20 protein-coding genes and 1 riboswitch are annotated in these 26,633 nt (G+C 56.2%); of the genes, 12 read left to right on the forward strand and 8 right to left on the reverse strand.

The genetic code is table 11. From position 1 onward, the window contains the following. Position 1: 1 nt before the first annotated feature. Positions 2 to 658: a TetR/AcrR family transcriptional regulator gene (locus KP702_RS06165; protein ID WP_237389911.1), complete on the reverse strand. Its 657-nt coding sequence runs from the start codon at positions 656 to 658 to the stop codon at positions 2 to 4. A gap of 115 nt (positions 659 to 773) precedes the next feature. Here KP702_RS06165 and KP702_RS06170 point away from each other — a divergent pair, with 115 nt between their 5' ends. From KP702_RS06170 to KP702_RS06190, 5 genes are all read left to right on the forward strand, one after another. Next, positions 774 to 1,982, forward strand: coding sequence for an efflux RND transporter periplasmic adaptor subunit (locus tag KP702_RS06170; RefSeq protein ID WP_202207152.1), 1,209 nt, complete (start codon positions 774 to 776; stop codon positions 1,980 to 1,982). A gap of 6 nt (positions 1,983 to 1,988) precedes the next feature. Further along, the gene (locus KP702_RS06175; RefSeq protein ID WP_202207153.1) at positions 1,989 to 5,165 is read left to right on the forward strand and encodes an efflux RND transporter permease subunit; all 3,177 of its coding nucleotides are present in this window, start codon (positions 1,989 to 1,991) and stop codon (positions 5,163 to 5,165) included. Then, positions 5,162 to 6,616 (forward strand): efflux transporter outer membrane subunit, encoded by a 1,455-nt coding sequence (locus tag KP702_RS06180; RefSeq protein ID WP_202207154.1) that lies wholly within the window; start codon positions 5,162 to 5,164, stop codon positions 6,614 to 6,616. Before KP702_RS06175 ends, KP702_RS06180 begins: the two co-directional genes overlap by 4 nt. A gap of 12 nt (positions 6,617 to 6,628) precedes the next feature. After that, on the forward strand, positions 6,629 to 6,970 hold the full coding sequence (locus KP702_RS06185; protein ID WP_202207155.1) for a hypothetical protein: 342 nt from the start codon (positions 6,629 to 6,631) through the stop codon (positions 6,968 to 6,970). A 214-nt stretch (positions 6,971 to 7,184) separates the two neighbouring features. Then, positions 7,185 to 9,539, forward strand: coding sequence for a TonB-dependent siderophore receptor (locus KP702_RS06190; RefSeq protein WP_237389912.1), 2,355 nt, complete (start codon positions 7,185 to 7,187; stop codon positions 9,537 to 9,539). 64 nt (positions 9,540 to 9,603) lie between these two features. On the opposite strand, the gene pnuC is transcribed toward KP702_RS06190, so the two are convergent. From pnuC to KP702_RS06205, 3 genes are read right to left on the reverse strand one after another with little or no spacing between them, the layout of a single operon-like run. Continuing rightward, the gene (gene pnuC / locus KP702_RS06195) at positions 9,604 to 10,164 is read right to left on the reverse strand and encodes a nicotinamide riboside transporter PnuC (RefSeq protein ID WP_202207156.1); all 561 of its coding nucleotides are present in this window, start codon (positions 10,162 to 10,164) and stop codon (positions 9,604 to 9,606) included. Then, a complete protein-coding gene (locus KP702_RS06200; RefSeq protein ID WP_215768650.1) occupies positions 10,155 to 11,297 on the reverse strand; it encodes a phosphotransferase in 1,143 nt (380 codons plus the stop codon). The genes pnuC and KP702_RS06200 overlap by 10 nt, the downstream gene beginning before the upstream one ends. A 4-nt stretch (positions 11,298 to 11,301) precedes the next feature. After that, a complete protein-coding gene (locus tag KP702_RS06205) occupies positions 11,302 to 13,677 on the reverse strand; it encodes a TonB-dependent receptor (RefSeq protein WP_215768651.1) in 2,376 nt (791 codons plus the stop codon). A gap of 81 nt (positions 13,678 to 13,758) precedes the next feature. Continuing rightward, positions 13,759 to 13,891: riboswitch (TPP riboswitch) on the reverse strand. A gap of 138 nt (positions 13,892 to 14,029) precedes the next feature. Here KP702_RS06205 and KP702_RS06210 point away from each other — a divergent pair. The 3 genes from KP702_RS06210 (at position 14,030) to KP702_RS06220 (ending at position 18,037) form a co-directional block, all read left to right on the forward strand. Further along, positions 14,030 to 16,111, forward strand: coding sequence for a S46 family peptidase (locus KP702_RS06210; RefSeq protein ID WP_202207159.1), 2,082 nt, complete (start codon positions 14,030 to 14,032; stop codon positions 16,109 to 16,111). 118 nt (positions 16,112 to 16,229) lie between these two features. Continuing rightward, entirely contained in the window at positions 16,230 to 17,459 is a 1,230-nt protein-coding gene (locus tag KP702_RS06215; RefSeq protein ID WP_202207160.1) for an MFS transporter, read from the forward strand. Then, a complete protein-coding gene (locus KP702_RS06220) occupies positions 17,456 to 18,037 on the forward strand; it encodes a YdcF family protein (protein WP_237389913.1) in 582 nt (193 codons plus the stop codon). The genes KP702_RS06215 and KP702_RS06220 overlap by 4 nt, the downstream gene beginning before the upstream one ends. Here the strand turns inward: KP702_RS06220 and KP702_RS06225 are convergent. After that, positions 18,031 to 19,290 carry an AGE family epimerase/isomerase gene (locus KP702_RS06225; protein ID WP_202207161.1) on the reverse strand — a complete coding sequence of 420 codons (1,260 nt, stop codon included), beginning with the start codon at positions 19,288 to 19,290 and terminating at the stop codon, positions 18,031 to 18,033. The genes KP702_RS06220 and KP702_RS06225 overlap by 7 nt on opposite strands. A 161-nt stretch (positions 19,291 to 19,451) precedes the next feature. Between KP702_RS06225 and rpe the strand changes: the two genes are divergently transcribed. The 4 genes from rpe (at position 19,452) to KP702_RS06245 (ending at position 24,254) form a co-directional block, all read left to right on the forward strand. Then, entirely contained in the window at positions 19,452 to 20,126 is a 675-nt protein-coding gene (gene rpe / locus KP702_RS06230; protein WP_202207162.1) for a ribulose-phosphate 3-epimerase, read from the forward strand. Further along, positions 20,126 to 21,793 carry a heparinase II/III family protein gene (locus tag KP702_RS06235; RefSeq protein ID WP_202207163.1) on the forward strand — a complete coding sequence of 556 codons (1,668 nt, stop codon included), beginning with the start codon at positions 20,126 to 20,128 and terminating at the stop codon, positions 21,791 to 21,793. Before rpe ends, KP702_RS06235 begins: the two co-directional genes overlap by 1 nt. A 10-nt stretch (positions 21,794 to 21,803) precedes the next feature. Then, entirely contained in the window at positions 21,804 to 22,922 is a 1,119-nt protein-coding gene (locus KP702_RS06240) for a glycosyltransferase family 4 protein (RefSeq protein ID WP_202207164.1), read from the forward strand. A 105-nt stretch (positions 22,923 to 23,027) separates the two neighbouring features. Continuing rightward, entirely contained in the window at positions 23,028 to 24,254 is a 1,227-nt protein-coding gene (locus KP702_RS06245; RefSeq protein WP_215768652.1) for an SMP-30/gluconolactonase/LRE family protein, read from the forward strand. A gap of 19 nt (positions 24,255 to 24,273) precedes the next feature. On the opposite strand, the gene KP702_RS06250 is transcribed toward KP702_RS06245, so the two are convergent. From KP702_RS06250 to KP702_RS06260, 3 genes are read right to left on the reverse strand one after another with little or no spacing between them, the layout of a single operon-like run. Beyond that, a complete protein-coding gene (locus tag KP702_RS06250) occupies positions 24,274 to 24,879 on the reverse strand; it encodes a response regulator transcription factor (RefSeq protein WP_046900746.1) in 606 nt (201 codons plus the stop codon). Beyond that, positions 24,876 to 26,000, reverse strand: coding sequence for a sensor histidine kinase (locus KP702_RS06255; RefSeq protein ID WP_202207166.1), 1,125 nt, complete (start codon positions 25,998 to 26,000; stop codon positions 24,876 to 24,878). Before KP702_RS06255 ends, KP702_RS06250 begins: the two co-directional genes overlap by 4 nt. Beyond that, positions 25,997 to 26,611, reverse strand: a complete 615-nt coding sequence (locus KP702_RS06260) for a hypothetical protein (protein ID WP_202207167.1) — start codon at positions 26,609 to 26,611, stop codon at positions 25,997 to 25,999. Before KP702_RS06260 ends, KP702_RS06255 begins: the two co-directional genes overlap by 4 nt. Between the last annotated feature and the right edge of the window lie 22 nt (positions 26,612 to 26,633).

Raw genomic sequence — 26,633 nt, forward strand, 5'->3', positions numbered from 1 at the left:
GTCAGGTGCTATGGGCCTTGAGAAAAGTCTGGATGCCATACGCCATAAAATGGGCCAGATTTTCGCCTTCCTTGGGGGGCTTGCAGTGGGTCAGATGCGCGAGCAGCGGGCCGCCAAGGGTCATACTGAAAAGTAGGTCAGCGGCCTCTTCGATGTTCTCGATATCAAGGTGGCCTGCCTGGACCTGCTTGGTCAGCCACTGTTGAACCGGCAGGGCGCGACCAGAGAGATGAAACAGATCTGTGACGATTTGACGTACGGCAGGATTGCGCGTGGTTTCCGTGATAATGGATTTCAGCAGACCAAGCCGCTCTTCGTCGAAAAGCTGCTCTGCGATAAGCATCATCATCATCTGGAGCTGTTGGGGCAGCGGATCTGTTTCAACCGGAGTGTAAGGGATCGGGGCGAAAAGCCGTTCGATAATAAGGGTCTCGAAAAGAGATTTTTTAGACTCGAAAAACTGGTAGAGCGTCTTTTTGGACATCCCGGAGCACGTAGCAATGCTGTCCATGGACGCTGCATGATAGCCATGAGTCGTGAGCATTGAACTTGCAGCATTCAGGATCCGCGTCTTGCGCTCTACGTCATCCACTGAACCGTTATGATCGCAGCACCGCAGCTTGCGGGTATCGGGTAGGGCGGAAGTGGGACTGTTCAAGATCAACTCCGGGATTATTCGTACCGGCCGAATTGACGTTCATCAAAGAAACCGGCTAGTTTCCGGAACAACTGGAAACTGCGTGGTTTCTGTATCACAGGATAGCGGCTGTATCATGCCTTCTTTTCAGAAAACATTTTGGATGTCGTCCGCGACTGTCGTCTTGGAGAAAGGTCAGATGCGCCGTCAGGCCAAAACAATGATCCCTTTGCTGGCAGCCATGCCTTTCTTGGTTGCTGGCTGTCAGAAGAAAGCTGCCGCTCCGCAATTGCCGCCACAGCCTGTTGGCGTCATGACGCTGCAAACCCAGCCGGTTACGCTGGAGACGTCTCTTCCCGGCCGAACGGATGCCTATGAACAGGCGCAGATCCGGCCGCAGGTGAATGGTGTGATTGTCTCGCGTGACTTTGAGCAGGGTGCGGACGTCAAAAAAGGGCAGCAGCTGTTCCAGGTTTATATTGCGCCGTATCAGGCTGCTTATGACCAGGCTAAGGCTCAGCTTATGAATGCTCAGGCCGTTGCCACGCGCGCGGCTGGTCAGCTTCGCCGTTATGCGCCGCTGGTCAAGGCGCATGCTGTCAGCTCACAGGACTATGACAACACGCTTGCAACGGCCCGCGAAGCTGAAGCGCAGGTTGCTCAGGCGAAGGCCAATCTTGAGGCTGCTGAAGTCAATCTCAATTACACCCATGTCCGCGCCCCGATTGATGGCCGTATCGGCCGTACGCTTTACACGCCGGGGGCGCTGCTCACGGCAGGGCAGACACAGCCGATCGCAGTCGTGACACGGCTTGATCCGATCTATGTGGACGTCAATCTGGCAGCTTCGGACATGCTGCGTCTCAAGCATGAACTGGCAACGGGGCAGGTCGAGCGTAAAGGCGATGATGCCGCTGCTGTTGGCCTCAAGCTTGAAGATGATTCAGACTACCCGCAGCGCGGCAAGCTCCAGCTTTCGGAAGTCACGGTCGATCCTGCAACGGGAACGCTTGTCATGCGAGCTGTTTTCCCGAACCCGGATCATCTGCTTTTGCCGGGAATGTTTGTGCATGCCCATATCCGTGAAGGTATCGATCCGAACGGCATTCTGGTGCCGCAGGTGGCTGTCCAGCGTGATTCTAAGGGCAACCCCTTTGTGATGATTGTTGATGCAGAAAACAAGGTGCAGCAGCGCTCTATCCAGACGTCCCGGACGGTTGGAAAGGACTGGCTGGTGACGGGCGGCGTCAAGGCTGGCGACAAGATCATCGTGAACGGTCTGCAGAAGGTTCAGCCGGGGGCAAAGGTCGCACCTCAAGACGTTCCCGCGGGAAAGGCTGAGTAACAGCACATGACGCTCTCACGCTTTTTCATTGATCGGCCGATCTTTGCCTGGGTGATCGGACTGATCATCATGCTGGTTGGTGGCGTTGCCATTACCCGCATGCCGATTGCCCAGTATCCCAGCATCGCACCGCCGCAGATCGCCATTTCCGTCATGTATCCGGGTGCTTCGGCGGAAACCGTGAACAATACGGTCGTCCGTCCGATCCTGCAGCAGATGTATGGTCTGGATCATCTCGAGTATCTGTCTGCTTCGTCCTATGCGAGCGGCCAGATGGAGATTGATCTGACGTTCGAGCAGGGGACCAATCCTGACATTGCTCAGGTTCAGGTTCAGAACAAGCTCCAGCTGGCGCAGCCGCGTCTGCCTTCCGAAGTGACGGCTCAGGGTTTGAGCGTTACGAAGGCCACCAAGAACTTCATGATGGTTCTGGCCTTCATTTCCGAAGATGGTAGCATGTCTGGCCAAGACATCGCAGATTACGTGGCTTCCAACATTTCTGATCCACTGTCGCGTGTGTCAGGCGTGGGTGACCACACGCTGTTTGGCTCTGAGTATGCCATGCGAATCTGGCTGGATCCGTCCCGGCTGTATAATTACGGGTTGACGGTTGGGGATGTGCAGTCTGCCATTCAGGCACAGAATATTCAGGTTTCGTCTGGTGAACTGGGTGGTCTTCCCGCAAAGAAGGGTATCGGATTTGATGCGACGGTGATCGGCCCGACGCGTCTGAGTTCGCCTGAAGAATTCAACAAGATTCTGCTCAAGGTCCAGCAAGACGGCAGTCAGGTTCGCCTGAGCGACGTGGCCCGTGTTGAACTGGGCGCACAGAGTTATGCTCTGGGTTCCGTCTATAACGGTCATCCTGCATCTGCGATGGCGCTGAAGCTGGCGCCGGGTGCTAACCAGCTTCAGACAGAGGCCGCAGTTCGCGCCAAGATGACGGACCTGCAGCGTTATTTCCCTCATAGTCTGAAGCTGGTTTATCCGCTGGATACCGAGCCGTTTATCACGCTTTCTATTAAGGAAGTCATCGAGACGCTGGTTATTGCCATCATTCTCGTCTTCTTCGTGATGCTGATCTTCCTTCAGAACTTCCGCGCCACGCTAATCCCGACGATTGCTGTTCCGGTTGTTCTTCTGGGCACGTTCGGGCTCCTGTCCGTGATGGGATACAGCATCAACACGCTGACCATGCTGGCTATGGTTCTGGCTGTTGGTCTGCTCGTGGACGATGCGATCGTCGTTGTTGAAAACGTTGAGCGTGTGATGACGGATGAGGGCCTGTCTCCCAAGGAAGCAGCCCGTCAGTCCATGGACGAAATTTCCGGCGCCCTAATTGGTATCGTGCTGGTTCTGACGGCCGTGTTCCTGCCGATGGCTGCCTTTGGTGGCTCTACCGGTGTGATTTATCGCCAGTTCTCCATCACCATTGTTGCTGCCATGTGGTTGTCTGTTCTGGTGGCTATGGTCATGACGCCGGCACTCTGCGGGTCCATGCTCAAACCGACCCATAAGGGACATGAGCGTGGTCCGGCAGCCTGGTTTAATCGCAATTTTGATCGCCTGACCAATGGTTATCTGGGTGGAGTGAAGTGGCTGATCCGCGCTCCTGTTGTCAGCATGATCGTGTTTTTGTTGCTGACCGCGGGTGTGGTGTTCCTGTTTACTCGTGTGCCCGGTGGTTTCCTTCCTGACGAAGATCAGGGGATCATCTTTGGCCAGGTCACGATGAGGAATAACGCAACGCAGGAGCAGACGGCGGCCGTCAATCAGAAGATTACGGATTACGTCCTGAAAAATTACGGGGACTACGTTCAGTCTGTCTTCACGATGAACGGCTTCAGCTTCGCCGGACAGGGCCAGTCCGCGGGTGCGTTCTTCATTAGAATGAAGCCTTGGGATCAGCGTCCCGGTGCGGCCCATACGACGATGACTGTGTCTCGTGAAATCATGATGCACTTCTGGATGGATCCGGACGCGCAGATCTTCGCAGTTAATCCTCCTGCCGTGATGGAGCTGGGTAATGCTACCGGTTTCGATCTGGAACTTGAGGACACAGGACATCTGGGTCACGCAGCACTGCTGGCTGCGCGTAATCAGGTGCTGATGGAAGCAGCTAAAAATCCGCTGCTTCAGGCGGTTCGTCCGCTTGGTATGGAAGATGCGCCGCAGTTCAAGCTGGACATCAACCGTGAACGTGCGAATGCACTTGGTCTGACCAACGCTGACATCAACACGACGCTGGAAGGTGCTCTTGGCTCCATCTACGTCAATCAGTTCATGCGCGATGACCGTGTGAAGCAGGTCTATATCCAGGGTGAACCCTGGGCACGTATGACGCCGGAAGATCTGAACCGATGGTACGTCCGCAATACGACGGGCACGATGGTTCCGTTCAATGCCTTTGCGTCCGGGACGTGGGAAAGCGGCCCCCAGAAGGTCGAAGACTACAACGGCATGAACTCCTACGAGATTCAGGGGCAGCCTGCGGTTGGGTCCAGTTCCGGTCAGGCTATGAGCGAGATGGAAAAGATCCTCGCCAAGCTGCCACGTGGCATTGGGTATGAGTGGACGGGTCTGTCTTACGAGCAGCTTGCGTCCAGTGGTTCAACGGGGCCGCTTTATGCTCTGGCCGCTATCGTGATCATGTTCTGTCTTGCCGCGCTTTATGAAAGCTGGGCCATTCCGTTTGCCGTGCTTCTGGTGCTGCCACTGGGTGTGCTCGGAGCGATTGCTGCAACGCTGGGACGTGGCCTTTCCAACGACGTTTACTTCCAGGTTGGTCTGCTGACGACAGTGGGCCTGTCTGTGAAGAACGCGATCCTGATTGTGGAATTTGCCAAGGCTTTCTTCGAAGAAGGGCAATCTCTGGAAGAGTCCGTGATTGAAGCCGGGCGCGAACGTCTGAGGCCAATTCTCATGACGTCCATTGCCTTCGTCTGTGGTGTGTTCCCGCTTGCGATCGCAACGGGGGCAGGCTCTGCTGCACGTGTGGCCATCGGCACCTGCGTGGTGGGCGGCATGCTCTCTGCAACCTTGCTTGCGATTTACTTCGTGCCGGTATTCTTCGTGGTGGTGCTGCGTCTGTTCCGTGTGGTCCGGATCCGGGACCGGAAGGATGCCTATGCCCATCTGGATAATAAGGCGACACCTGCCATTGAAGGGGAGCACGGCGCATGAAGGCCCGTCTTGGATTTGCCGCGCTGTTGATGCTTTCCAGCTGCAACATGGCTCCCAGATATCACCAGCCAACGCAGGCTGTGCAGAATGGTTATCCTGCCGACACAGGTGCAAAAAATGCACCTGCAGTCAGCAGCGTTGCCAATCTCGGGTGGGAGGATTTTTATACCGACCCGCGGTTGAAGGCGCTCGTTCAGCTGGCTCTGAAGAACAATCGTGATCTGGCAGCGCAGGCAGCGGCTGTCACGGTTGCGCGTGGGCAGTATGAAATTCAGAACGCATCCCTGTTCCCCATTATTTCTGCTGGGGGGCAGGGGATGTTCATGGCGCCGTCTGATACGGCGGGCTTCTCGTTTGCACCAGGCTTGGGCACCTCTGTTTCCACCTTGCGCCTGTATCAGACGTCCATCGGATTTTCGTCTTATGAGGTGGATCTCTGGGGGCGTATTCGCAATCTGACGAGGCAGCAGGCTGAAACCGTTCTCAACAGTGTGGAGAATGCCCGGAATGTTCTGCTCACCACCGTGTCACAGGTGGGGACAACCTACATTCAATGGCTGGCTGACAGGGAACAGCTTCGTGTCACACGCGGGACGCTGAAGTCGCAGGGAGAGACCCTGCGTTTGACGCAGTTGTCGTATGACAATGGCGAAACGGATGCGCTCACGCTTGCGCAGGTCAAAACCCAGGTTGAGCAGGCTTCCGCCAATGAAGCGCAGTATGCCCGCGCCGTAGCGGATGACGAGCATGCGCTTCAGTTGCTGGTCGGAACGCCTCTGCCCGCCGATCTGCCGCCACCGGCGCCGTTCGGTGCGCAGACCATGATCGCGAACCTCCCGGAAGGTCTGCCTTCGGATCTGCTCGCACAGCGGCCTGACATCGTGGCTGCCGAACATACTCTGATCGGTGCCAACGCGAATATTGGTGCCGCACGCGCCGCATTCTTCCCGAAAGTGACACTGACGGCTTCCGAAGGCACAAGCTCGCTCCAGTTTCGCAAGCTGTTCACGCCTGGTGCGGAGACATGGACTGTTTCACCGTCTATCAGTTTACCGATTTTCACCTGGGGCCAGAGTGAAGGCAATCTGTTGATGGCGAAGGCGCAGAAGCTTCAATATGCGGCACAGTATGAAAAGACTGTGCAGACGGCTTTCCGGGAAGTGTCGGATGCGTTGACGGCCCGTGAGACGTATCTGTCTCAGGACCGCCACATGCAGTCGCTCGTTGATCAGTCACAGAAGGCCTATGACCTGGCGAAGATGCGGTATGATGCCGGGATCGATAGTTATCTGACGACGCTTGAGCAGCAGAGAACGCTTTATCAGGCTCAGCAGAATGCCATTCTGGTTCAGGCGGCCCGGTTCCAGAATCTCGTCACGCTTTACCGGGCGCTTGGCGGTGGCTGGAGCCAGAAGACGGTTTCGCCTACAGTGCCTGCCGCAACGCACTGACCGGAGAGCATCATGCGCAGGATCCTGACTACCACTTTGGCCGTTCTAGCCCTGACGGGCACGGCTGTCGCGCAGGATGCCGAGGGTGACGGGCCCAAGAAGCCGAGCATGCACGAACTGTATCATAGCTCCTCTCTTCCCCGGAGCCATGCTGACTTCAGTCGCTTCAAGTATCGCCCGCCAGGGGACAAGGTGGTTGAACAGCCGGATGCGTTTCGGCTGCTTTTCCGCACCCGTGACGGCCAGCCCGATGGTTATGCCGAACGTCGTGGTGATGCCGTGATCTACTATGATCGGTATGGCAAAGTGACGCATGTTCAGCCGCTCGCGCCGGACGATGAAACGCCGAACTGATCTGTTTCTTCGACGACTGTTTTAGAAAGCCCCGCCCTGTTTTCAGGTGCGGGGCTTTTTTTTCGCTCATGGGAACGGGGCCTGCCTGTGTCCTCGCATGACCGAGTTTGTCGGAAAACAGACACACTTTATCAAAACCCTATTGAGAATGTTTCTCATTACCAATATAGGGATTCCCGAATGTAAAATAACTTGTCTGAATGAAGAGGTTCCGGTGACAGGCTCGCTGCGCACACACATTACGTCTCTTTCAGTTGCCGGTACGCTCCTGATGTCTTCCCAAGGGTATGCTGCCGACCCTGTGAAGCATGAAAAAAAGCCAGAGCGTAAACCCGAGTCACCAACGCGGCATTTTGAAGATCCAACTGATATCGAAGGATCTGATGTCGAACATCTGACGGTTCAGGGGCATGGGTTTAACACCATGCATCAGTCCCTCGGGCTCTCCCGGATGCCGCAGGATGTCATGCATACACCGCAGAACATCAATGTTGTGCCGCAGGCCCTGATGCAGCAGCAGAATGTCAAATCTCTCGATGAAGCTCTGAGGAATGTGCCGGGGGTGACAACGTCCATCGGTGAGGGCGCTGGTGGTATGAACGGGGATCAGTTCCTGATCCGCGGATTTCAGGCCCAGAATGATATTTATGAAGATGGCCTGCGGGACTTCGGTGTGTATTCCCGCGATTCATTCAATTTCGAAAATGTGTCTGTCATCAAAGGGCCGTCTTCCGAAGTTTTCGGGAATGGTACGACGGGGGGCGCCATCAACATGGTGACTAAAACCCCGGGTTTGAAGAACCATTATGCGGCTGATTTTTCGGGCGGATCAGGCAGTTATTATCGCGGCACGCTGGATGTGAACCAGAAAATCAATGACTCTACAGCCTTCCGGATTACGGGCATGGGCGATGAGCATAATGTTGTAGGACGAGATTATATCTTCTCCCATCGCTGGGGTGTTGCTCCATCGCTTGCATTTGGGATCGGAAAGAGAACAACACTTATTCTGCAGTACATGCACCAGCAGGAGAACTCCGTTCCTGATTTCGGTGTCCCGGTCGTTACCAAGCCGGGCGCAAAGTACGGGCAGCCTATTACGGAATACGGTATCCGTCGGACGAACTGGTACGGAACGGATAACGACCAGAATGCCACCAACTCCAACATGGAAACAGCACGTTTCAGCTTCAAGCTGAACAAGCATGTCACGTTCTATGACGATTTGCGTGGTGGTGAATATTACCGGTCTTTTGCAGCCTCAAAAGCGACCTGCGATACCACCTGTGTGAATAATTACTTCAACGGCGATGCCTCAAAAGCACTTGTTGCGCGTTCCGGGCCTGTTGGTGCAGGCGCGGGCACGGGCGCCGGAACGTACATGGCACCGTTACCTTATGAGCAAACAAGCTGGTCTGTGCAGAATGTCGGCTCAATGGTGGCTGATTTCCATACGAGCTTTCTCAAGCATCAACTGGTTGCCGGGTTTGATGTGGAGCGCGTTAATGATGTTCGCTCCCAGTCGACGTATCTGAAGCCAAAACCTTATGCGAACCTTGTTAATCCAAACCCGCACGTGGGAAATCTGGATCTCGTACCAGGGGACATGAATCCGGGTGGTCTGGTGTCTCTGGGTTCCCTGGGCGCGAAGTCTCACAGCAATGGTTACGGGTTCGACACCGGTCTGTTCCTGTTCGATCAGATCTGGTTCACCAAGTGGCTCTCTGTGAAAGGTGGTTTCCGCTGGGATCGCTGGCAGACAAGCTATAATCTGACGGGAGGCAATGTTGCGAAGAACCCCGATCAGCATTTTCATGATGTTACAGGCGTCTTCAATCCGAACGCCAGCCTTGTCGTAACGCCGGACGAACATCAGACTTATTATTTCACCTGGGCCAATTCTACGACCCCGATGGGAATGTACGTCACCAATGGGTCTGTCCCCATTCGTCCGGGAACCAATTCTTTTGCCAGCCCGGAGAAGGCTCAGCTTTATGAGCTTGGGGCCAAGTACAGCATTCTCCATGACCGCCTGGGGCTGACCGCCTCACTGTTCCGTCTGGACAAGGGCAATGCACTGAATGCTGATCCGGTGACCGGTGAAATTCAGGGGTCTTCTGATCGGCAGCGCAATCAGGGACTGGAACTGTCTGTCGGGGGTGTCATTCTGCCGGGCTGGAACGTGTCAGCGACCTATGCCCTTTATGATAGCAGCACGACGTCTTCTGCGACCAAGGCGAACCGCGGCAAGAATGTTCAGTATGTGCCACACAATCAGGCAACACTCTGGTCCGCATATAGTGCCTTCCCGGATAAACCCTATAACCTGACGATGGGTGGTGGACTGACCTGGCGTGAGCATGTCTGGTTGAATGCGGCCAATACGCTGCGTGCACCCGCCAACCTGGACTTCAGTGCCATGATTTCCCATCGCTTTAATCAGCATTGGAAAATCTCTATGAATGGTTACAATCTGGCCAACAGATTGAACTATCAGAGTCTTTTCTCAAACCGTTCAACGCCATCCGCAGGGCGCATGTTCCTGGGAGAAGTCAGCGTAGCGTATTGAGGAAAATGCGTTTCGGTTGAGAGACTGTTCTTTATGTGGCGGGAAAGCACACTTTGCTTTCCCGTTATTCTTGAGACGCTCTTTGCCATTTGAACAGTCCATGCACCGCCAGACCCACAAATATCGCGTAAAGTGCAGCCGTTGGATAAAGGGTGCGATTGATAAACATGGCAACATAAGCTGTGTCGATCACGATCCAGCAGGCCCAACTGATCGTATGGCGTCGCGCGGCCCAGATCTGCGCGACCAGACTGTAACTACTCAGGAAAGCATCAGCCATAGGGGTGGGGTCATCTGTAAAACGCGCCAGACAGAAAGCCCACAATCCGCCGCCTAGTGCGCCGCTCAGTAGACCGAAGAGAAGCCCGCGCCCTGAAAGCGGCCGAATATGCAGGGTGTCATCACCCTGAGCGCCGTCTCTTATCCAGCACCACCAGCCATAAATCAGACAGCCACAGAATACAGCCTGAAGACAGGCATCAGCGTAAAGATGAGCTTTGAAAAATACCCATCCATATAAGAGCGCGGCAAGAAGAGAGAATGGCCAACAGGCCATGTTGCGGCGTGCTGTCAACCACACGCCCATGGCGCTGAGCAGGGCCGCGATGAGTTCTGTCAGGGACATACCGCAGTGCCGTTCAGAGTTTTACGGAGCCAGTTCAGAAGGTGTTGTCCTTCATGGCCTGCAAACCAGTGTGCATGGCCCAGAAGATAGTCCGCATAGGCAACGTGTGCGGATGCCTCATCGCGAAGCAGCGCGCTGTAATATGCGACCTCAGACAATGCGAATTCGACATGAACAAGCGGTAGAAACGTAACGACCAGTTTGCATTCCTGGGGTGTGAGAGGGCGGATATTCTGATAGCCCCTCAGAAGTGCGGTTAGCTGGTCCGATGAGACGCGATAATCGGTTGAGAGCCATGAGATGGCAGTGCGTTCAATGGCAACTGCAAGATCGTAAGCGGCGCAGGTGCGATCAGACATACCAAAATCAAAGATCCCGCAAATTTCGGCATCTGGAGTATCCGAAGTCCAGAACTGGTTGGATGGATGCCAATCGCCGTGTCCCCAGCAGGGGACAATATCCATCAGGAGGGGTCGAAGCTTTGCATGGAAAGGTTCGAGAACACTCAGGATCTGCTGCCAGGATTGGGGATTTAACGTTGCATTGAGGTCCGGTTGAGACGCGCTCCAGACGCGAAGGCCAGTCTCAAGATCCGGGTAGGTAATGGCATTGAAGCTGGACAGCAAAAGCCGATCAGGCCGGGCGGGAGCTGTATAATCTGTTGCCGCAAGATGCAGACGAGCGAGTGCACTTCCTGCCGTGTGTGCTTGTTTGGAACAGAGAAACGGCTCCCAGGACTGAACGTCTCGATAAAGGTCCAGACCGGGTAAGGGAGGAAAGACCTCGTAAACCCAGCCATGATCCGTCAGCGCCGAATGTCCATTCTGCGTTTTGAGCGGTGAGGTCACGGGTAGGTGATGACGCACAAGGTGTGCCATGAAGTCATGTTCTTCCGTCAGGGCGTTCTGATCGCGCAAGCGTGGATCATGACGCTTTAGAAAAAGCACCGTGCCGTCGGTAAGGCGGGTCAGGGCTGTCGCGGAGAACGGGCGTTGTCCATGCCACAGAACAGTTTCTGGAGCGGCCGAGTTGGGAAAAAACGCCAGAACACGTTTCGCCTCGGCGAGCGTCAGCGGCGGCCAGTGCCGTTCAGCCTGCACACCATTGACGCCGAACTGTCCGGGAGCGGCCACGGGTTCAGAAGCCTGTGGACGCTGTGAACAGGGCTGCGAAACCGCCGCCGATGTAATAACTTGGGGCGCTCCCACTGATCGTGCTGCCGTAAATGCCGGTCGTATCCTTTGCGTTCAGGGTCGGGCTGGCAACGCCGGACAGGGAGCGCTCATTGGTGATGTTGATGAAGTTCAGGCGCAGGGTTGGCTTGTGCAGGCGGGACAGATCACCGAAGCGATAGCCGACGGAAATATCGCCTGTTGTGCGGTCTGACATCCGCTCATCATTCATGAACGTTGCGTATTGGTGCCCCGTGTAATGCAGGGTGGCGACGCCGAAGATGTGCCCGTCATCGTAGCTGAGGCCAGCCGCAGCCTGAAGTGTCGGGCTGCGAACAGCGAGTTTGCCTTTGGTCGGTAGAAGATCGCCACCTGAGGCAATGTTATTATCAATGGTGGCGTGCAGATACTCGCCGGAAACATAGGGGCTGAAGTGGTGCCAGGGGCGGAGGCCGATTTCCACATCCACACCGCGCGAGGTCTGGCCGCCGGCATTCATGGTCGTCTGAATGATGGAGCCGTTCTGGGAGGCCAGCGTTGAGATCTGGCGGTTGGTGAAATTGTAGTTGAACAGCGTCAGGCTGCCGATGATCCATTGTCCCGTACGGCGATATCCCAGTTCTTCGGAAATGGAATATTCGTTGCGGACATCCGCACTGCCGGTTGTCGCGAGTGCGCCGGAGGTTGGGTCGTAGGTGTTGTAAAGCGCCGTCTGGTCTGGCGCGCGGAAATTGGTCGTGGCGTTGAAGAAAATCTGGTTCTGCTCATCAATGCGCCAGCGGACGCCAAGGCGCGGCAGAGGCTCCATGCTGTTTGACGCCACACGATACTGAGGGCCGGGAACATTGTTCGTGCCAGCGCGGCTCATCATGACGGCCTTGAAACCCGCCTCGATGGTCAGGCGATCATGCAGGAGCGAGATGTGATCGCCCACATACAGCGCGTTGGTCTGGGAAATGGTGTGGAAGCTGCCGCCCAGCAGTTTCTGTCCGTTCGCAAGATGGATCAGGCTACTGTTGTTTTCCGCCCAGATATCGCCTGAGGCGCCGGTGGCAGAAACGGTTGTGAAGGGCTGCTGCTCGTTGTCGTCTCCGTAATCATACCAGTAACCGAGGACGAAATCGTTCCAGCCGGTTTTGTAATGCAGGGTGGAATTGAATCCGGAGCGATAACTGCGTTGCGTGTAGTTGGCACGGACGACAGCGGTCCCGTCCTGCGCATTGGGTAGCGTAAGCGTGTCACTCAGGGGCTGAGTGCCGTTATAGAGGCCTGTTTCCGTCAGTGTGGAGCCACCCGGAACGTTGCCATAGGCGAACTGTGCGTAGGGTGTGATGTCCAGAGAAAGCTGATGCGTCAGATGCAGATGGACGGGTGCGCCTGCATAGAAGGTGCGTTCCGGCGCGCGCCACAGACGCCAGTAATTGACGGCATTGTCTGCGTTGGAGGCGTCATAATGGCCTGCAAGGTTGTTCGCGCCATGAATGCCATCGGCTTTCCAGCTTTCCATCGTGACCTGCGGATAATAGCTGGTGACGGTGGTGTTGAAGGAGCCGATGAGGCTGGCGCGGTTGCCTTGGCCCCATTCCTTCAGGAACTTGAAATCGACATGCTGGCGCTTGTCCCGCCCCGGCCCACGCCAGTTGTCGCTGGCGCTGTGGGAGTAGGATACAAAGCCACGAATGCCGGAATTGCCGATGTTTCCCGTTTCAAGGCGGATGAATTCGCGGTTGGTGTCGAAGGAGCCATAGGAGACGCTGGCGAAACCCCCGGCCTTCTGTGACGGGTCGAGAAAGGACAGGCTCATCAGCCCACCGGCGGCGTTTAGAACGGGGCTGTCCAGATCTGCGGAACCTTGGGCAAGTGCGACTTGGCTGTAGTTTTCGCTATCGGCGAACTGACTCGGATAGCCGGAATAATAGGCGACATCGTTCAGCGGCGTGCCTTCCAGCACATAGCCGATGGCATCATTGTTCAGGCCGCGCACGGTCAGGTTGGTGTTGGGCGAAAAGCCGAACGGATCGGATGTGGCGACATTCGCACCGGGCAGCATGGAGGCGAGCTGATAGGCCGTCGCCATCGGGGGCTGCTTGTCCATGTAGTCGCGGCTGACTGTGCTGATAGAGCGAACGCTGTTTTCCGGTCGGATCAGTCCGCCGCCGGGCTGGTGCCCGAGTGCGCTGTCAGAGACGCGGTGAACAGTGATGTGCTCGGCTTTCGGGGCGATGGGCGCATGCGGGGTAAGGGCTGTCGTGTCAGCCGCGCGCACCGTACCAGCACAGACGGTCAGGCCGAGCAGGACGGCAGGAACCTGACGGGATTTGCGCGGAAATCTGGTGGTCATGATGGTGCTGTCCCGCCTGCAATGCTGCGATCCCCCTGCAAGGCGGGGACGACGAGAGATACCGAAAATCCAGTCTGTGGATCTGTCAGTAGCCACCATCCCTCCGCCAGCATGAACTGGATCAGGTTCGATGGGTCACTGCGCTGGTATGGCTCGAAAGCACATACCATCAGCAGTCTCTCAGCCCTTTGTCAGGGCGCCCCAAGGTGAAGACGCACTCCTTCATGGGCTGCGAGCGAATGTCAATAAATTCCGTATTGCGTGGGGGTATCAAAATTTCGTCGGCAGGGATGGAGCGGCGAGGCAGAGCAGGATAGAGTATTGTTATAAGATAACATTTCTAGGATCTGTCATGCGTGTTGTTAAGCGCTTGTTACCTGCTCTGCTCATTGCAGGCACAGCCCTCGGTTCAGCTCAGGCTGAGGAAGGAATGTGGACGTTCGATCATCTGCCAGCCCGTCAGTTAAAGCAGCAATATGGGTTTGAGCCTTCCGCTGAATGGATCAATCATGTCATTCAATCTTCAGCACGTCTGGCAGAAGGATGCTCGGCGTCCTTTGTCTCTGGTGACGGGTTGGTGATGACGAATCATCATTGTGCCAATACCTGCCTGACGGATCTGTCAGACAAGACACACGACTATTTTCATGATGGTTTTTCGGCAGCAGATGTTTCCAAAGAGCCGCAGTGCCCGGGCATGGAGCTGGATCGTCTGGATCAGGTGAAAGACGTGACAGGCCGTGTCGCTGATATGACCGCAGGCAAGCACGGTGCAGAGTATGCAAAGGCGCTTCAGGCTGCCAGTAGCGTTCTGACGAAGGAATGTGCGGGCGGAGATGCAACACACTGGCGGTGTGATGTTGTGACGCTTTACCATGGTGGTCAGACCGCCCTGTATCGCTATCGTCGATATCAGGATGTGCGCCTCGTGATGGCGCCAGATCAGGATATCGCATTCTTTGGCGGCGATCCGGACAATTTTACCTTCCCACGTTATGATATCGACCTGTCGATGTTGCGGGTGTTTGAGGACGGTAAGCCGGTCCACACACCTTTCTTCAAGTTTGATCCGAAAGGGCCAAAAGCAGGAGAGCTGGTGTTCACGTCTGGTAATCCCGGGCGAACGCAGCGGTCTCTTCCGGCCAGTGCATTGACGTTTCAGCGGGACGTTATCCTGCCAACCATCATTGGGGTGTATTCTACCAGCGAAGGGGCGCTCTGGCAGTATTCGCGTGAAAGCAAGGAACATCTGATTGAAGCGCAAAATACGCTGTTCGGCGTTCAGAACGGCCTAAAATCTCTGTCGGGCACCGTGAAGGCTCTGCGGGAACCCGGCGTGATGGAAAAGCGTGAAGCGGAAGATCGCGCTCTTCAGGCCTGGATTGATGCGGATGCCGAGCGCCGCAAGACCTATGGCGAGCCGTTCAAAAAAGTGGAGGCTGCACTGGCCATACAGCGCCAGTCTTATGGCCATGATTTTGCCATTGCCCGTACCGTTCATGGCCTGCTCGGTGATGCTGTCATGCTGGTATCAGCCGCGCAGGAGCGACAGAAGCCGGATGCCGAGCGCCGTGCGGGCTACCACGATGCCGAACTGGCTGAACTTGAAGCTGAAATTTCTGCCAAAGTGCCGGTGCATGTCGATCTGGAAACCATGACGCTGGCTCTGGGCATGACCACGATGCGTCAGATGCTGGGTGAGGATGATGCTGCCGTTCATCTGGTTCTCGGCACAAAAAGCCCGGATGAACGCGCTACGGAGCTGATGCAGGGAACGAAGCTTGCTGATCCTGCGCAGCGCCTTGCGTTGTATAAGGGTGGTGCAAAGGCCATTCAGGCCTCTACGGACCCGATGATTGTTCTAGCCCGTCAGTTGCAGCCGGTTCTGGATGTGATCCGCAATCGAAGCCGTGATCAGATCGAAGCACCAATGCATGAAGCTCAGGGTGCGATTGCCCGTGCCCAGTTTGCGCGCGCTCAGGCAGAAGGACAGGCAGATACGCTTTACCCGGATGCTACATTCTCACCAAGACTGTCTTACGGCACCGTCAAAGGTTGGCAGGATGGTGCCAAGACCATTGCGCCTTTCACAAACTTTGCCGGAATGTACAAACATGCGACCGGGAGCGATCCGTTCCGCCTTCCGCAGGTCTGGCTGGATGCAAAACCTCATCTGACACTTTCCACGAATCTCGATTTTGTTTCGACGAATGATATCGTGGGTGGAAATTCAGGCTCCCCGGTCATTAACCGGCAGGGCAATGTGGTGGGCCTGATTTTCGATGGCAATCTCGATAGTCTGGCGGGCGATCTTTATTACGATGGCGAGCGCAACAGAGCGGTTTCGACGGATACAAGTGCCATCATGGCTGCACTCAAGACCGTCTATCATGCCGATGCCCTTGCTCAGGAACTGGAACAGGGGCACCTGTAATCATGATGTGAGGGTCGTTCCTGCGGAATAACCCTCGACATCTAATGTAAGATTCCTGACAGTGGGTAGATGCCAGTCTGTCCGTCTTCCTGTTGTTTTCAGCCTGGAGTGTCCCCTAATGCTGGGTGACACTTTCCGCTCTCTGGGGCGGCGCAATTATCGTGTCTGGGTTTGGGGAGCACTGTTCTCCAACATCGGAACATGGATGCAGTTTACCACGCAGGACTGGCTTGTTCTTACTGAACTGACTCATCACGATGCCATGGCCATTGGCATCGTGATGGCCCTCCAGCTTGCCCCACCCCTCTTGCTAATGCTCTGGACCGGACTGATTGCAGATCGGGTTGAGAAGCATCGATTCCTGCTCTTTACCCAAGGTGCTCTGGGTGTTCTGGCCGTTGCACTCGGCCTGCTTGTTGTTACGGGTTCGATTCGTCTCTGGCAGGTGGATCTGTTTGCTTTTCTGAGTGGCTGTGTTGCTGCGTTTGACAGCCCTGTCCGTCAGACGTTTGTCGGTGAACTGGTGGGAGAGACCGATCTTCCAAATGCAGTGGCCATCAATTCCATGTCCTATAACGCTGGGCGGATGATTGGGCCTGCGGTTGCAGGGTTCTGTATTGCAGAAATTGGTTCAGGCTGGTCGTTTGTCCTGAATGGGGTTTCGTTTTTCGGTGTCATGGGTTCGTTGCTGTTTATTCGGCGTGAGGACCTGTTTCGGCATGCCAGAGCCAGAGAAAGCGAGCGTAATGCCCTGACCAGTGGTCTGCGCTATGTCTGGGCGCGCGAGGATCTTCGGACCATTCTGATTATGCTGTTTATTATCGGAGCGTTTGGTCTCAACTTTCCCATCTTTATTGCGACCATGGCCGTTGGTGTGTTTCACGTCGGCGCGCATGGCTATGGAATTCTGAATTCCGCCATGGCCGTGGGCACCATTCTGGGTGGCTTTCTGGCAGCAGGCCGTAAAAAGGCAGATTTTGACGTTCTGCTGAATGGTTCATTGATTTTTGGTGTGGGTTGCCTGTTGGGAGCATTGGCTCCGACATACTGGCTTTTTGCCTGCACGTTGCTCATTACCGGCGTATCGTCTCTGACATTTACAGCCACCAGTAACAGCTTCATGCAGCTCTCGAGCGACCCATCCATGCGAGGGCGCGTGCTGGCCATCCGGTTTGCTGTTTTTGCAGGATCATCCCCATTTGGTGCCCCTGTTGTGGGGTGGGTTGCCAATTATTTTGGGCCGCGGTGGTCCTTGGGTGTCGGAGCACTGTCAGGGTTTTTGGCGGCAGTGGTGGCGTTGTTATACATCCTGCGTATGCGGGAGCAGCAGGGTGAGAAGCACTCGTGACTCTTCGCTGGGGAAAGCGGATTGCGGCAGCGGCGTTGGCTGGCGGTATTGTATGTACGATTTGGTGTGCATGCGTTGCCGTGACGGGTATGCGTGCGTCTGCCAGCCCCGCAGAAATGGGCGTCATTTTCGGCACAGCCGTCACGGATGCGGGCGTGCCGAAGCCAGCGTTGCAGGACCGTCTGGAAACCGGATTGTTACTCTGGAAAGAAAAACGCGTTCGGGAACTGATGGTGAGTGGAGCTGTGGAAACTTCCAATCATCAGGATGAAGCTGAAATCATGGCGCACTGGCTGGAAAATCACGGTGTTCCGGCCGAAGCGATCATTGTTGATTCACAGGGAAACAATACCTGGCTGACGGCTGTGCACGTTGCGCAGGAAGCGCCGGAAGGGGCAGTCGTCGTTTCGCAGTGGTTTCATATCATGCGGGCAGAATGGGCATTGCGGCATGCTGGCGTGAAAGACGTGTCAGGCGCGTATCCAAAAGTCTTTCGGCTGCCTGAACTCTATTATCTGTTCCGGGAGGCCGTGGCGCTCCCGGTGTACTGGGTGACGAAACCGTCGCCTGCTCAGTAGGGCACACCAATCTGTTCGATCGCTGTTGCGAGTGACGGAGCCAGTGGCATCATCGGTGCCAGAGTGGATTGGTAGGCGTGGTAAAGGTCGCCTTTACCTTTGTAGATATGCTCTGTTGGCTCGCCTTCCGGGCTCACTTCGTTGAACCAGCTTCCAAAATCCCGATCAATCAGGGTTGTGTCGATATAATCCCAGATCGTGCGATACCAGTGCTCGTAATGTGGATTTCCTGTGCGCTTATACAGGTTGATTGCCGCCGTCAGCGCTTCTGCATGAGCCCAGTGGACGCGGGAAGGCACATGGGGTTTGTGATCCCAGTCAATTGTGTAAACCATTCCGGGAAGACCATCGACATTCCAGCCTGATTTCATGCCGGTCTCGAAGAGCGCCTGTGCGTCATGAAGCATCCAGCCCGGAGCTGTTTCGCCTCTGCGGAGTAGAGCTGCTTCTAGTTTCACGGTCAGGTGCGACCATTCAACGAAATGGCCCGGTGTCATGCCGTAGGGGCGTAGATCGTCCGTAGGCTTGTCTTCATGATAATTCCGCAGCAGATCCCAATTTCGGTTGAAGTGCTCGGGCATTGCGAAGCCCTGCTGTGGGGCCAGTTCATGCACAAACCGTGTGACAATCCGCAGCGCGCGGCGCAACCACTTCACATCACCTGTAACGTCCGCAAGGGCCATGAAGGCTTCTGTGGAATGCATGTTGCTATTGGCGCCACGGTAGTTCTCTTCGTCTGACCAGTCGTCTGCGAAGCTCTCGCGCATGACGCCTTCGTCTTCAGACCAGAAATGCGTCTCGATCTGATGGATGGCATCCTTGAGAAGTGCGTTGGCACCTTCCACCCCGATCAGAACAGCAGAGGACGCGGCAAGTGCGACGAACGCGTGCAGATAGGCCTGCTTGCGCTCATGAGGCTGATCCGCGAAGTGGTTCCAGCCTCCGTGTTGCTGGTCCCGAAAGGATGTCATGAGCGCATTCACGCCATGTGCGACGAGCGGTGCGCTTCCTGGAATGCCCTGGAGTTCCGCAGTCGCATAAGCGTGAACGCATCGCGCAGTCAGGGTCGCTTCTGCCTTGGCGCCTTCAGGAAGGTGACCTTCCATATCCAACCCTGCAAACCCCCCGTCGATACAACCTTCCTTGCTAAAATCCAGCAACCGACGGCCTTGCATTTCGAGCCATGCCCGGTGAGATGGTCGGCGGATCCAGGCGTCTCTACTAAGCAGAATGGGGGAGAGGCGATCGGTCATAAAAACTCCATACTACGGTGGTAGTAGTCAGACAGTCTGATGAGGACGCATCAGCAGCGGTTGGGTTCCTGAGGGTCTCGTCGGCGGTACTCGCTCACGAACGCGCGGGGATGTGCGGAACTGTCTTGCGTCTGGAGGTTGCTTTGCCGATACATAACAACATGACAGAACGATCCCCGATCATTGTCGCCCCCAGCCTGCTGGCTGCCGACTTCGCCCGTCTTGGAGATGAGATTGCATCCATCTCCCGCGCGCCCTGGTTACATCTGGATGTAATGGACGGTCATTTCGTGCCGAATATCTCGTTCGGTCCTGGGGTGATCTCGGCCTTGCGAAAGCACACGGATGCGAAGTTCGACGTACACCTGATGATCGATCCGGTTGATCCGTATCTGGAAGCAACAGCCAAGGCTGGCGCAGATCACATTACGGTGCACGTGGAAAACGCCCCCCATATTCACCGGACGCTTCAGACCATCCGTGCGCTTGGTTGCCGCCCGGGAATTGCGATCTGTCCGGGGACGCCGCCAGAAGCACTGTCAGAGGTGCTTGATTTGGTAGACATCATTCTGGTCATGACAGTGAATCCCGGGTTTGGCGGCCAGAGCTTCCTGGAAAGCCAGCTGCCAAAAATCCGAACCCTGTCGCGCATGATTGAAGACAGTAGACGCGATATCGTGCTGGCGGTTGATGGCGGCATTGACCCGGTCACGGCGCCCAAAGTGGTGGCTGCCGGCGCGCGGATGCTGGTGGCAGGGTCAGCCGTCTTTGGTAAGCCGGACCGTGACTCAGCCATTCATGCACTTGAAGGCCCGTTCAAGGAAGACAGCGCCTGATGCCCATTCGTCGCTGGATTCAGGACGCACGACTTTCACTCGCACGACTGCCCGTTGGTGGCGGAACTTCAGAGGGACCGGTTTATATTTATCGTGACCCGTGGAAGGGGGACGCCGAGCAGGGCGCCCGCCTTGTCGCGGGTCGCTTTCGGTTTGAGCGGCAGGACTACGATCTGCCACGCGGAAAGTGGGAACGTGGCCCTTGGCCGGAACCAGCAAAACAGTGGCTGCAAAGTTTTGCATGGCTGCGGGATCTCCGCGCATTAGGCAGTGACGATGCCCGCATGACGGCCCGCGCGCTTGTCGCGGACTGGGTATCGCATCCCCCAACGGATCCGCTGGTCAAGGATGCCTGCGTAACAGGTGCGCGCCTTTCATCCTGGCTGGCAAACCACGAGTTCTGCCTGGCTTCGGCGGATCGTAAACTTCAGCAAAAAATCATGGACCGGATGTTGGTAGAGGGGCGGACCATTGCCGCTCTTTTGCCACTTGAACCGCAAGGCTGGCGTGGGCTGACAGCCTTGCGTGGCCTGCTTGCAGCTGCTCTGGCTATGCCGGATCACAACGGGTTTATGACGCGCTTCCTGCGTTACCTTCCAGCGGAAATTGAACGTCTGATTCTTTCCGATGGGACGGTTGCTGAGCGGTCTCCGGAAGCACAATATCAGACAGCGCGTGAGCTGGCAGAAATGTCCGTCATGTTCCGCACAGCGCATTCGAGCGTGCCGCCCTTTATTGATGTGGCCCTGGACAGAGTCTGCCCGGTGTTGCGTGCCATGCGTCATGGTGATGGTGGTCTGGCTGTTTTTAATGGTTCCAACGAGCGTTACAGCGCGATGGTGGAAGATGTTCTGGCGCAGGGATCAAGGCAGAAGCTGATTGCGCCCGCCATGCATCAGGGGAAATTTACCCGGCTGGCTCTCGGAAAGTCTCTGCTGATTGTGGATAGCGGTGCGCCTCCACCGACCAGTTATGATCAGGCAGCGCATGCTGGCACGTTGTCTTTCGAGTTTTCAAACCAGCGGCATCGTCTTTTCGTTAATTGCGGCAGTGCGCAGGTGGGGGCATGGGCGCAGGCGCTGAGAGCCAGTGCAGCGCATACGGTTCTGGTCGCGGATGGTCTGTCGTCCTCAGACTTCGGGCCTGACGGACATGTCACGCGGCGTCCGGCGCATGTCACATGCGAGCATCAAAGCAGTGGGGAAGCCCATTGGCTGGATCTGTCTCATGACGGGTATCATCCGCCGCTTGGAATGAAGTGGACGCGACGTCTTTACCTTGGGGCGGACGGAGAAGACCTGCGCGGGCAGGAAGTTCTTGAAGGTGAGCGCGAGACGCCGTTCGCGCTGCGGTTCCATATTCACCCGGACGTGCATGTCACACGAGACGACGAAGATATCATTCTTCAGGTGGGTGGCATGATCTGGCGCTTCCGTCAGAAGGGCGGCATGTTGCTGCTCGAAGATGACGTCTATCTGGCGCGCGGTCGGCGTGAAAAGACCAAGCAGATCGTTATTGCTTCTCTCAGGCGCGTTGTTCCTGCGGCGGAAGAGATAGCCGAGAATGGTGGAGAAGCGCAGGAAAGTGCCAAACCTGCGGCACCCTCAAAACCACTTCAGGTTGTCTCCCAGACTGTCACCTGGCTTCTGGAACGTATCCCGGAATAAAGGTGCTGTTGTGAAAATCCTTGAAATCACAAACGTTGATTTCTCTCTGCGCCAGTTCCTGTTTCCCTTAATGAAGGCGCTTCGTGCCGCCGGGCATGAGGTTCAGGGAGCCTGTGCGGAAGGCCCCCATCTGGCGCCAGTACGTGCAGGTGGGTTTGTCGTTCATGCAGTGCCGATGGCGCGCTCATTGTCACCGGTTGCGCAGCTTCGCGCGTTTGTCGCGCTCATCCGGCTTATTCGTCGGGAGAAGCCTGACGTCGTGCATGGACATATGCCCATCAGTGGCATTCTGGCGCGGTTTGCTGCGCGTCTTTGTGGTGTCAGGATCATTGCCTACACCTGTCATGGTTTCCTGTTCAATCAACCTGGACCTTTGGCCCGCCGGGTGCTCTCCGTTGTTCTGGAATGGGCCGCAGGTCGGATTACGGATCTGTACATGACCGTCTCGGTTGAAGAGGCACGGGATGCGCGACGCCTGCACCTGAATGCGCATCCCGTTGCTATTGGTAATGGACGTGACCCCAAGCGCTATCATGCTAATCCCTTGGTACGGGCCCGTATCCGTAGGGAGTTGGGTGTTCCGGAAGATCGCCCCGTGGTCATCGTGGTGTCGCGACTTGTGCGCCACAAAGGCCATCCGGAGCTTCTCCGAGCCATGGAAGATGTGCCAGGAGCTGAACTCTGGGTTGTGGGGGAGCGGCTGCCATCTGATCATGGCGATGCCCTCGGGCCCGCGTTTGACAGAGCCAGACAGCTTTTAGGCCCGCGGTTGCGGATGCTGGGTTATCGGGAAGATGTGCCGGATCTTCTTGCCGCCGCAGACGTGTTTGCGCTTCCAAGCCACTTTGAAGGGCTTCCCATGTCCGTCATTGAAGCGATGCTGACGGAATTGCCTGTAGTGGCGACTGATGTTCGCGGTCCACGAGAACAGGTCGTCGATGGACAGACCGGCTTTCTGGTGCCTCCCGGCCTCTCTGCGCCATTGGCCCGCGCGCTGAGAACAGTGACACAGGATCTACCTCTGGCGCGTGCTATGGGAGAGCGGGGACGTCAGCGCGCAGTTGCGTCCTATAGCGAAAAAAGGCTCATGGACCTCGTGGTGCGTCTGATCGAGGCTGAAGCGCGATAGACGCTTTTCTCGAAATTCTCTGGTATTTCCTGGTTATTCCGAAATTTTGATTTTCGCCTTTCAGGAAAACAACGAGAATAGGCACGTTCTATTTGGAGAGGGACGATGTCTGACGAAACGAGTGTTCAGACTGACGGGAATAGCCGGTCAGGTGTTCTTCTGGCGCGCCGCACGGTTCTTTCGGGGGCGGCGGGGCTGGTCTGTCTTGGTGCTGCCAAAGCCAAAGCGGCTCAGCCTCAGGGGGCTGTAGAGCCGCCGAGTGTTATCAGCCAGCCACCTAGAGCGTGGGGCGAGAAAGCAGGTCCCAGTTATCTGCCTGACCCTGACGTGATTGCGATTGATCCCTCGTTTCGTGATTTGACGTATTTCGCGGCTCCCATTCGTCGCGTGTGGGATCAGGGCGGCTGGCTGGAAGGTCCTGCATGGAGCAGTGAAGGGCGCTTTCTGGTTCTCAGTGATGTTATTCGCTCCCGTGCGTTACGCTATATTTGGGAAGCTGGAGAAATCACGGATTTCCGCCCCGATGGCTATGCAGCCAATGGGAACTGCTTTGATTTCGATGGCCGGCTTGTTGTCTGTGAAGATTTTTTCCGGCGCGTCGTGCGGTGGGAGCATGACGGAAGCGTTAAGGTTCTCGCTGATAGGTTTGAAAGCAAGGGCCTGAATTCCCCCAACGATGTTGTGCCTCACCCCGACGGGAGCTTGTGGTTCACGGACCCCGGTTACGGCACGAACATTACGGAAGGTCATGCGGATGAACCCGGTGGGCCCACCAATCCGGACGGAAAAATTCGCTGGAATATTGGCCGTGAACTGACGGGTGAAATTGGGGGGACCAAACGACAGAGTGACCATGTCTTTCGCATTGCCCCGGATGGAACGCTTCAGGCCGTTTTGCAGGAAAAGGATCTACTTGATCCGAATGGCTTGTGTTTTTCTCCCGACTACAAAAAGCTTTACGTCGTTTCGACGCCTAAAGGGCCGGGGCAGAAAGCGGGTGGCGATCAGGCCATCCATGTCTATGACGTGAATGGCAGTAGCCTTACCAACGGGCGCATTTTTGCGGACATGAAGCTGAATGGCGCGCAGATGAACCCGGATGGCATTCGTGTGGATGTATTCGGGAACTTGTGGTGTGGCGCGTCGGGTCCGCTCGGCTTATGCGGGGTGTTTGTTTTTAATCCGGTGGGCAAGCTCATTGGTCGGCTTCGCTTGCCGCAGGGGTGCTCAAACCTGACGTTCGGTGGCCCGAAACGCGACCATCTGTTCATGTGCGCAGCCGGGTCACTGTTTGTGCTTCAGGTTGGCGTGCAGGGATTTGCGCCGTCCTGAACCGTCGTTGCGGCTGGGGTTAGAGCCAGCCGTTCTGCCGGGCGACGCGCCCGGCTTCAATCCGGTTACGGGCATCGAGTTTCTGAACAATTTCCGAGAAGTAGTTACGGACTGTCCCGGCGGACAGGGAGAGCTCTTCAGCAATCTCCTTGTTCGTTCGCCCGGCTTCAGCCAGACGGAGCATGGATCGTTCACGGTCTGACAACGGGTCGGGCAGAGCATCCCAGACAGACTCTGCCAGATCTGACGCAATGGCGCGGCCACCAGCAGCGACTTTCCGAATAGCATCGGCGAGTTGCGTAATCGGGGCATCCTTGAGCATGTATCCACGCACGCCTGCCTGAAGAGCACGGCGCAGATATCCAGCGCGGCCAAAGGTCGTCACGATCATGACACGGCTTGGAAGGCCCTGTTCCCGGATTTTTTCTGCCAGTTCAATGCCTGTCATGTTCGGCATTTCGATGTCCGTGATGATGACATCCGGGCGCAGGTCGGCCGCGAGCTGGAGCGCCCGTTGTCCATCTGGTGCGCGCCCCACGATCTGAATGTCTTCTTCAAGGCCAAGAAGCGCTTCAAAAGCATCCAGAAGCATGGCTTGGTCTTCGGCCAGAATAAGGCGGATCATGGGGTAATACTCGCTGTGAGTCGGAGGCCGCTTGAGGTATGGCTTAGCATTAAAGAGCCTCCCGCAGCGGCAAGACGTGTTCTCATGCCACGAAGGCCGTTTCCTTCCTGCGGAGGGGCCGGAGACCGGCCTGACTGCTGGGCGCCATCATCTTCAATGCGAATGGCACAGGGTTGCCCCCCAGCATCACAGTCAAAACTGATGGTGCAATGTCGCGCACCGGAATGACGGATCACATTCGTGACGGCCTCTCGCAATGCCATCGCGAGAACGCTGCTTTGTGGGTGATCTTCGAGACGCTCAGCGTGATGGATGGTCAGACTGATGGATGCTGCTTCAAGCGCCTTGCGGGCACGCTCCAGCTCATGCTGAAGGGACGCACCATTCATGCCGGTGACGGCCTCACGAACTTCTTTCAAAGACGTTCGGGCAATCTGTGTGATGTCCTGAAGTTCTCGCTGTGCGCGTGCGGGGTGCGTCTCGAACAGGCGGTTGGCCAACTCGGCTTTGACTGAAATGACCGTCAGGGAATGGCCCAGAAGATCATGTACATCCCGCGCGATACGTTCGCGCTCTGCTGTGGCGGCCAGAGTCCGGATTTCGTGTTGTGCCTTGCGGAGTTGCAGGTTTTGCAGGCCCAGCTTCCACTGCATCCACGTCCCGATATAGGTGATGATGCTAAAGAAGGCCCCGATGCTCGCGTGCAGCATGGATTTGTCCTGAAGCCAGACAAACGCGAACAGGGCGATCTGCAAACATACAATTGTCAGGACAGCTTGCCGCATCTGCCTGAAACAGGCGCACATGGCGGTGGCATAAATATTGAAGACCAGCCAGTCGCCCTGCGTCCATGCGGTCGCAAATCCGATAAGGGCCGTGAAGATAATCTCTGGCAGCCCATAATACCGGTCATTGCGGTAAGGCGCGAAATATAGCAGCAGGAAAATGCCTGTTGCCCCAGCAGAAAACAGGGCTGCCGGAAAGGTAGGTGCTCCATGGATCAACCAGGGAATAGGGTAGATCAGAAGATAAACGAGATAAGAGACCCGATACCGGTTGAAGCTCGGCCAGTTGTCCTCCTTGTTTCCAGGAAGCGGGATGAAGGTCTCTATTTCTGTCATGAGGGCAAAGCGTTCTTCGGCAGAAAGGACAGGGTTCCGGAATTGCGCAGACGGATAACGGCACCGACCCAGATGGCCAGAGCGGTGCCAAAGCCCGCGACTTCAAGATGTAGCGGTTCTGGAAGCAGGAAAGAAAGAGCTGACACGCTGACAATCACAAAACCCATGATGACATGAACGGGTTCGTGCATCGCGCGGCCCATAGGGATGTACGAAAGGCCAATAATGCATCCGAGCAGCGGGTAAAGCAGTTCCGGATGATGCGTGCTGCGGACGGAGGTTATCATCACAGTGATGGCAATGATGCGCATGATCTTTACACGGCGCAGCAGGGCCGCGTCCCAAATGCGCTCGGGGCGACACTGGATCAGGTCGCGTCTGGCAAACCCGGCAAGCAGGACTAGCGTGATGACAGCAATCGGGATGGCCATGGCCATTGTGGAAACATGCGCTGCCATGGCACCGCGTGCTGCCCAGACGACGGCGAACAGCAGTCCGGCGGCATCGGTGGAAAGAGCTTTCCAGTTTTTCTGATTTGGCACGACCGCAGACTCCACTGTTTCGGAAAGATTATGACACAAGCCATGATCCGAAACAGTGAAGGACGTCATGACAAGGTCATGACATCTGTCA

Origin of the sequence: Gluconobacter sp. P5B12, from assembly GCF_018812035.1 — a bacterium.
Taxonomy (GTDB): Bacteria; Pseudomonadota; Alphaproteobacteria; order Acetobacterales; family Acetobacteraceae; genus Gluconobacter.

Coding starts and splice junctions, on each gene's coding strand:
- KP702_RS06215 (WP_202207160.1), top strand. CDS start 16,230: ATGCTGGGTGACACTTTCCGCTCTCTGGGGCGGCGCAATTATCGTGTC.
- KP702_RS06210 (WP_202207159.1), top strand. CDS start 14,030: ATGCGTGTTGTTAAGCGCTTGTTACCTGCTCTGCTCATTGCAGGCACA.
- KP702_RS06180 (WP_202207154.1), top strand. CDS start 5,162: ATGAAGGCCCGTCTTGGATTTGCCGCGCTGTTGATGCTTTCCAGCTGC.
- KP702_RS06250 (WP_046900746.1), bottom strand. CDS start 24,879: ATGATCCGCCTTATTCTGGCCGAAGACCAAGCCATGCTTCTGGATGCT.
- KP702_RS06170 (WP_202207152.1), top strand. CDS start 774: ATGCCTTCTTTTCAGAAAACATTTTGGATGTCGTCCGCGACTGTCGTC.
- KP702_RS06205 (WP_215768651.1), bottom strand. CDS start 13,677: ATGACCACCAGATTTCCGCGCAAATCCCGTCAGGTTCCTGCCGTCCTG.
- pnuC (WP_202207156.1), bottom strand. CDS start 10,164: ATGTCCCTGACAGAACTCATCGCGGCCCTGCTCAGCGCCATGGGCGTG.
- KP702_RS06225 (WP_202207161.1), bottom strand. CDS start 19,290: ATGACCGATCGCCTCTCCCCCATTCTGCTTAGTAGAGACGCCTGGATC.
- rpe (WP_202207162.1), top strand. CDS start 19,452: ATGACAGAACGATCCCCGATCATTGTCGCCCCCAGCCTGCTGGCTGCC.
- KP702_RS06175 (WP_202207153.1), top strand. CDS start 1,989: ATGACGCTCTCACGCTTTTTCATTGATCGGCCGATCTTTGCCTGGGTG.
- KP702_RS06235 (WP_202207163.1), top strand. CDS start 20,126: ATGCCCATTCGTCGCTGGATTCAGGACGCACGACTTTCACTCGCACGA.
- KP702_RS06185 (WP_202207155.1), top strand. CDS start 6,629: ATGCGCAGGATCCTGACTACCACTTTGGCCGTTCTAGCCCTGACGGGC.
- KP702_RS06255 (WP_202207166.1), bottom strand. CDS start 26,000: ATGACAGAAATAGAGACCTTCATCCCGCTTCCTGGAAACAAGGAGGAC.
- KP702_RS06260 (WP_202207167.1), bottom strand. CDS start 26,611: ATGACGTCCTTCACTGTTTCGGATCATGGCTTGTGTCATAATCTTTCC.
- KP702_RS06245 (WP_215768652.1), top strand. CDS start 23,028: ATGTCTGACGAAACGAGTGTTCAGACTGACGGGAATAGCCGGTCAGGT.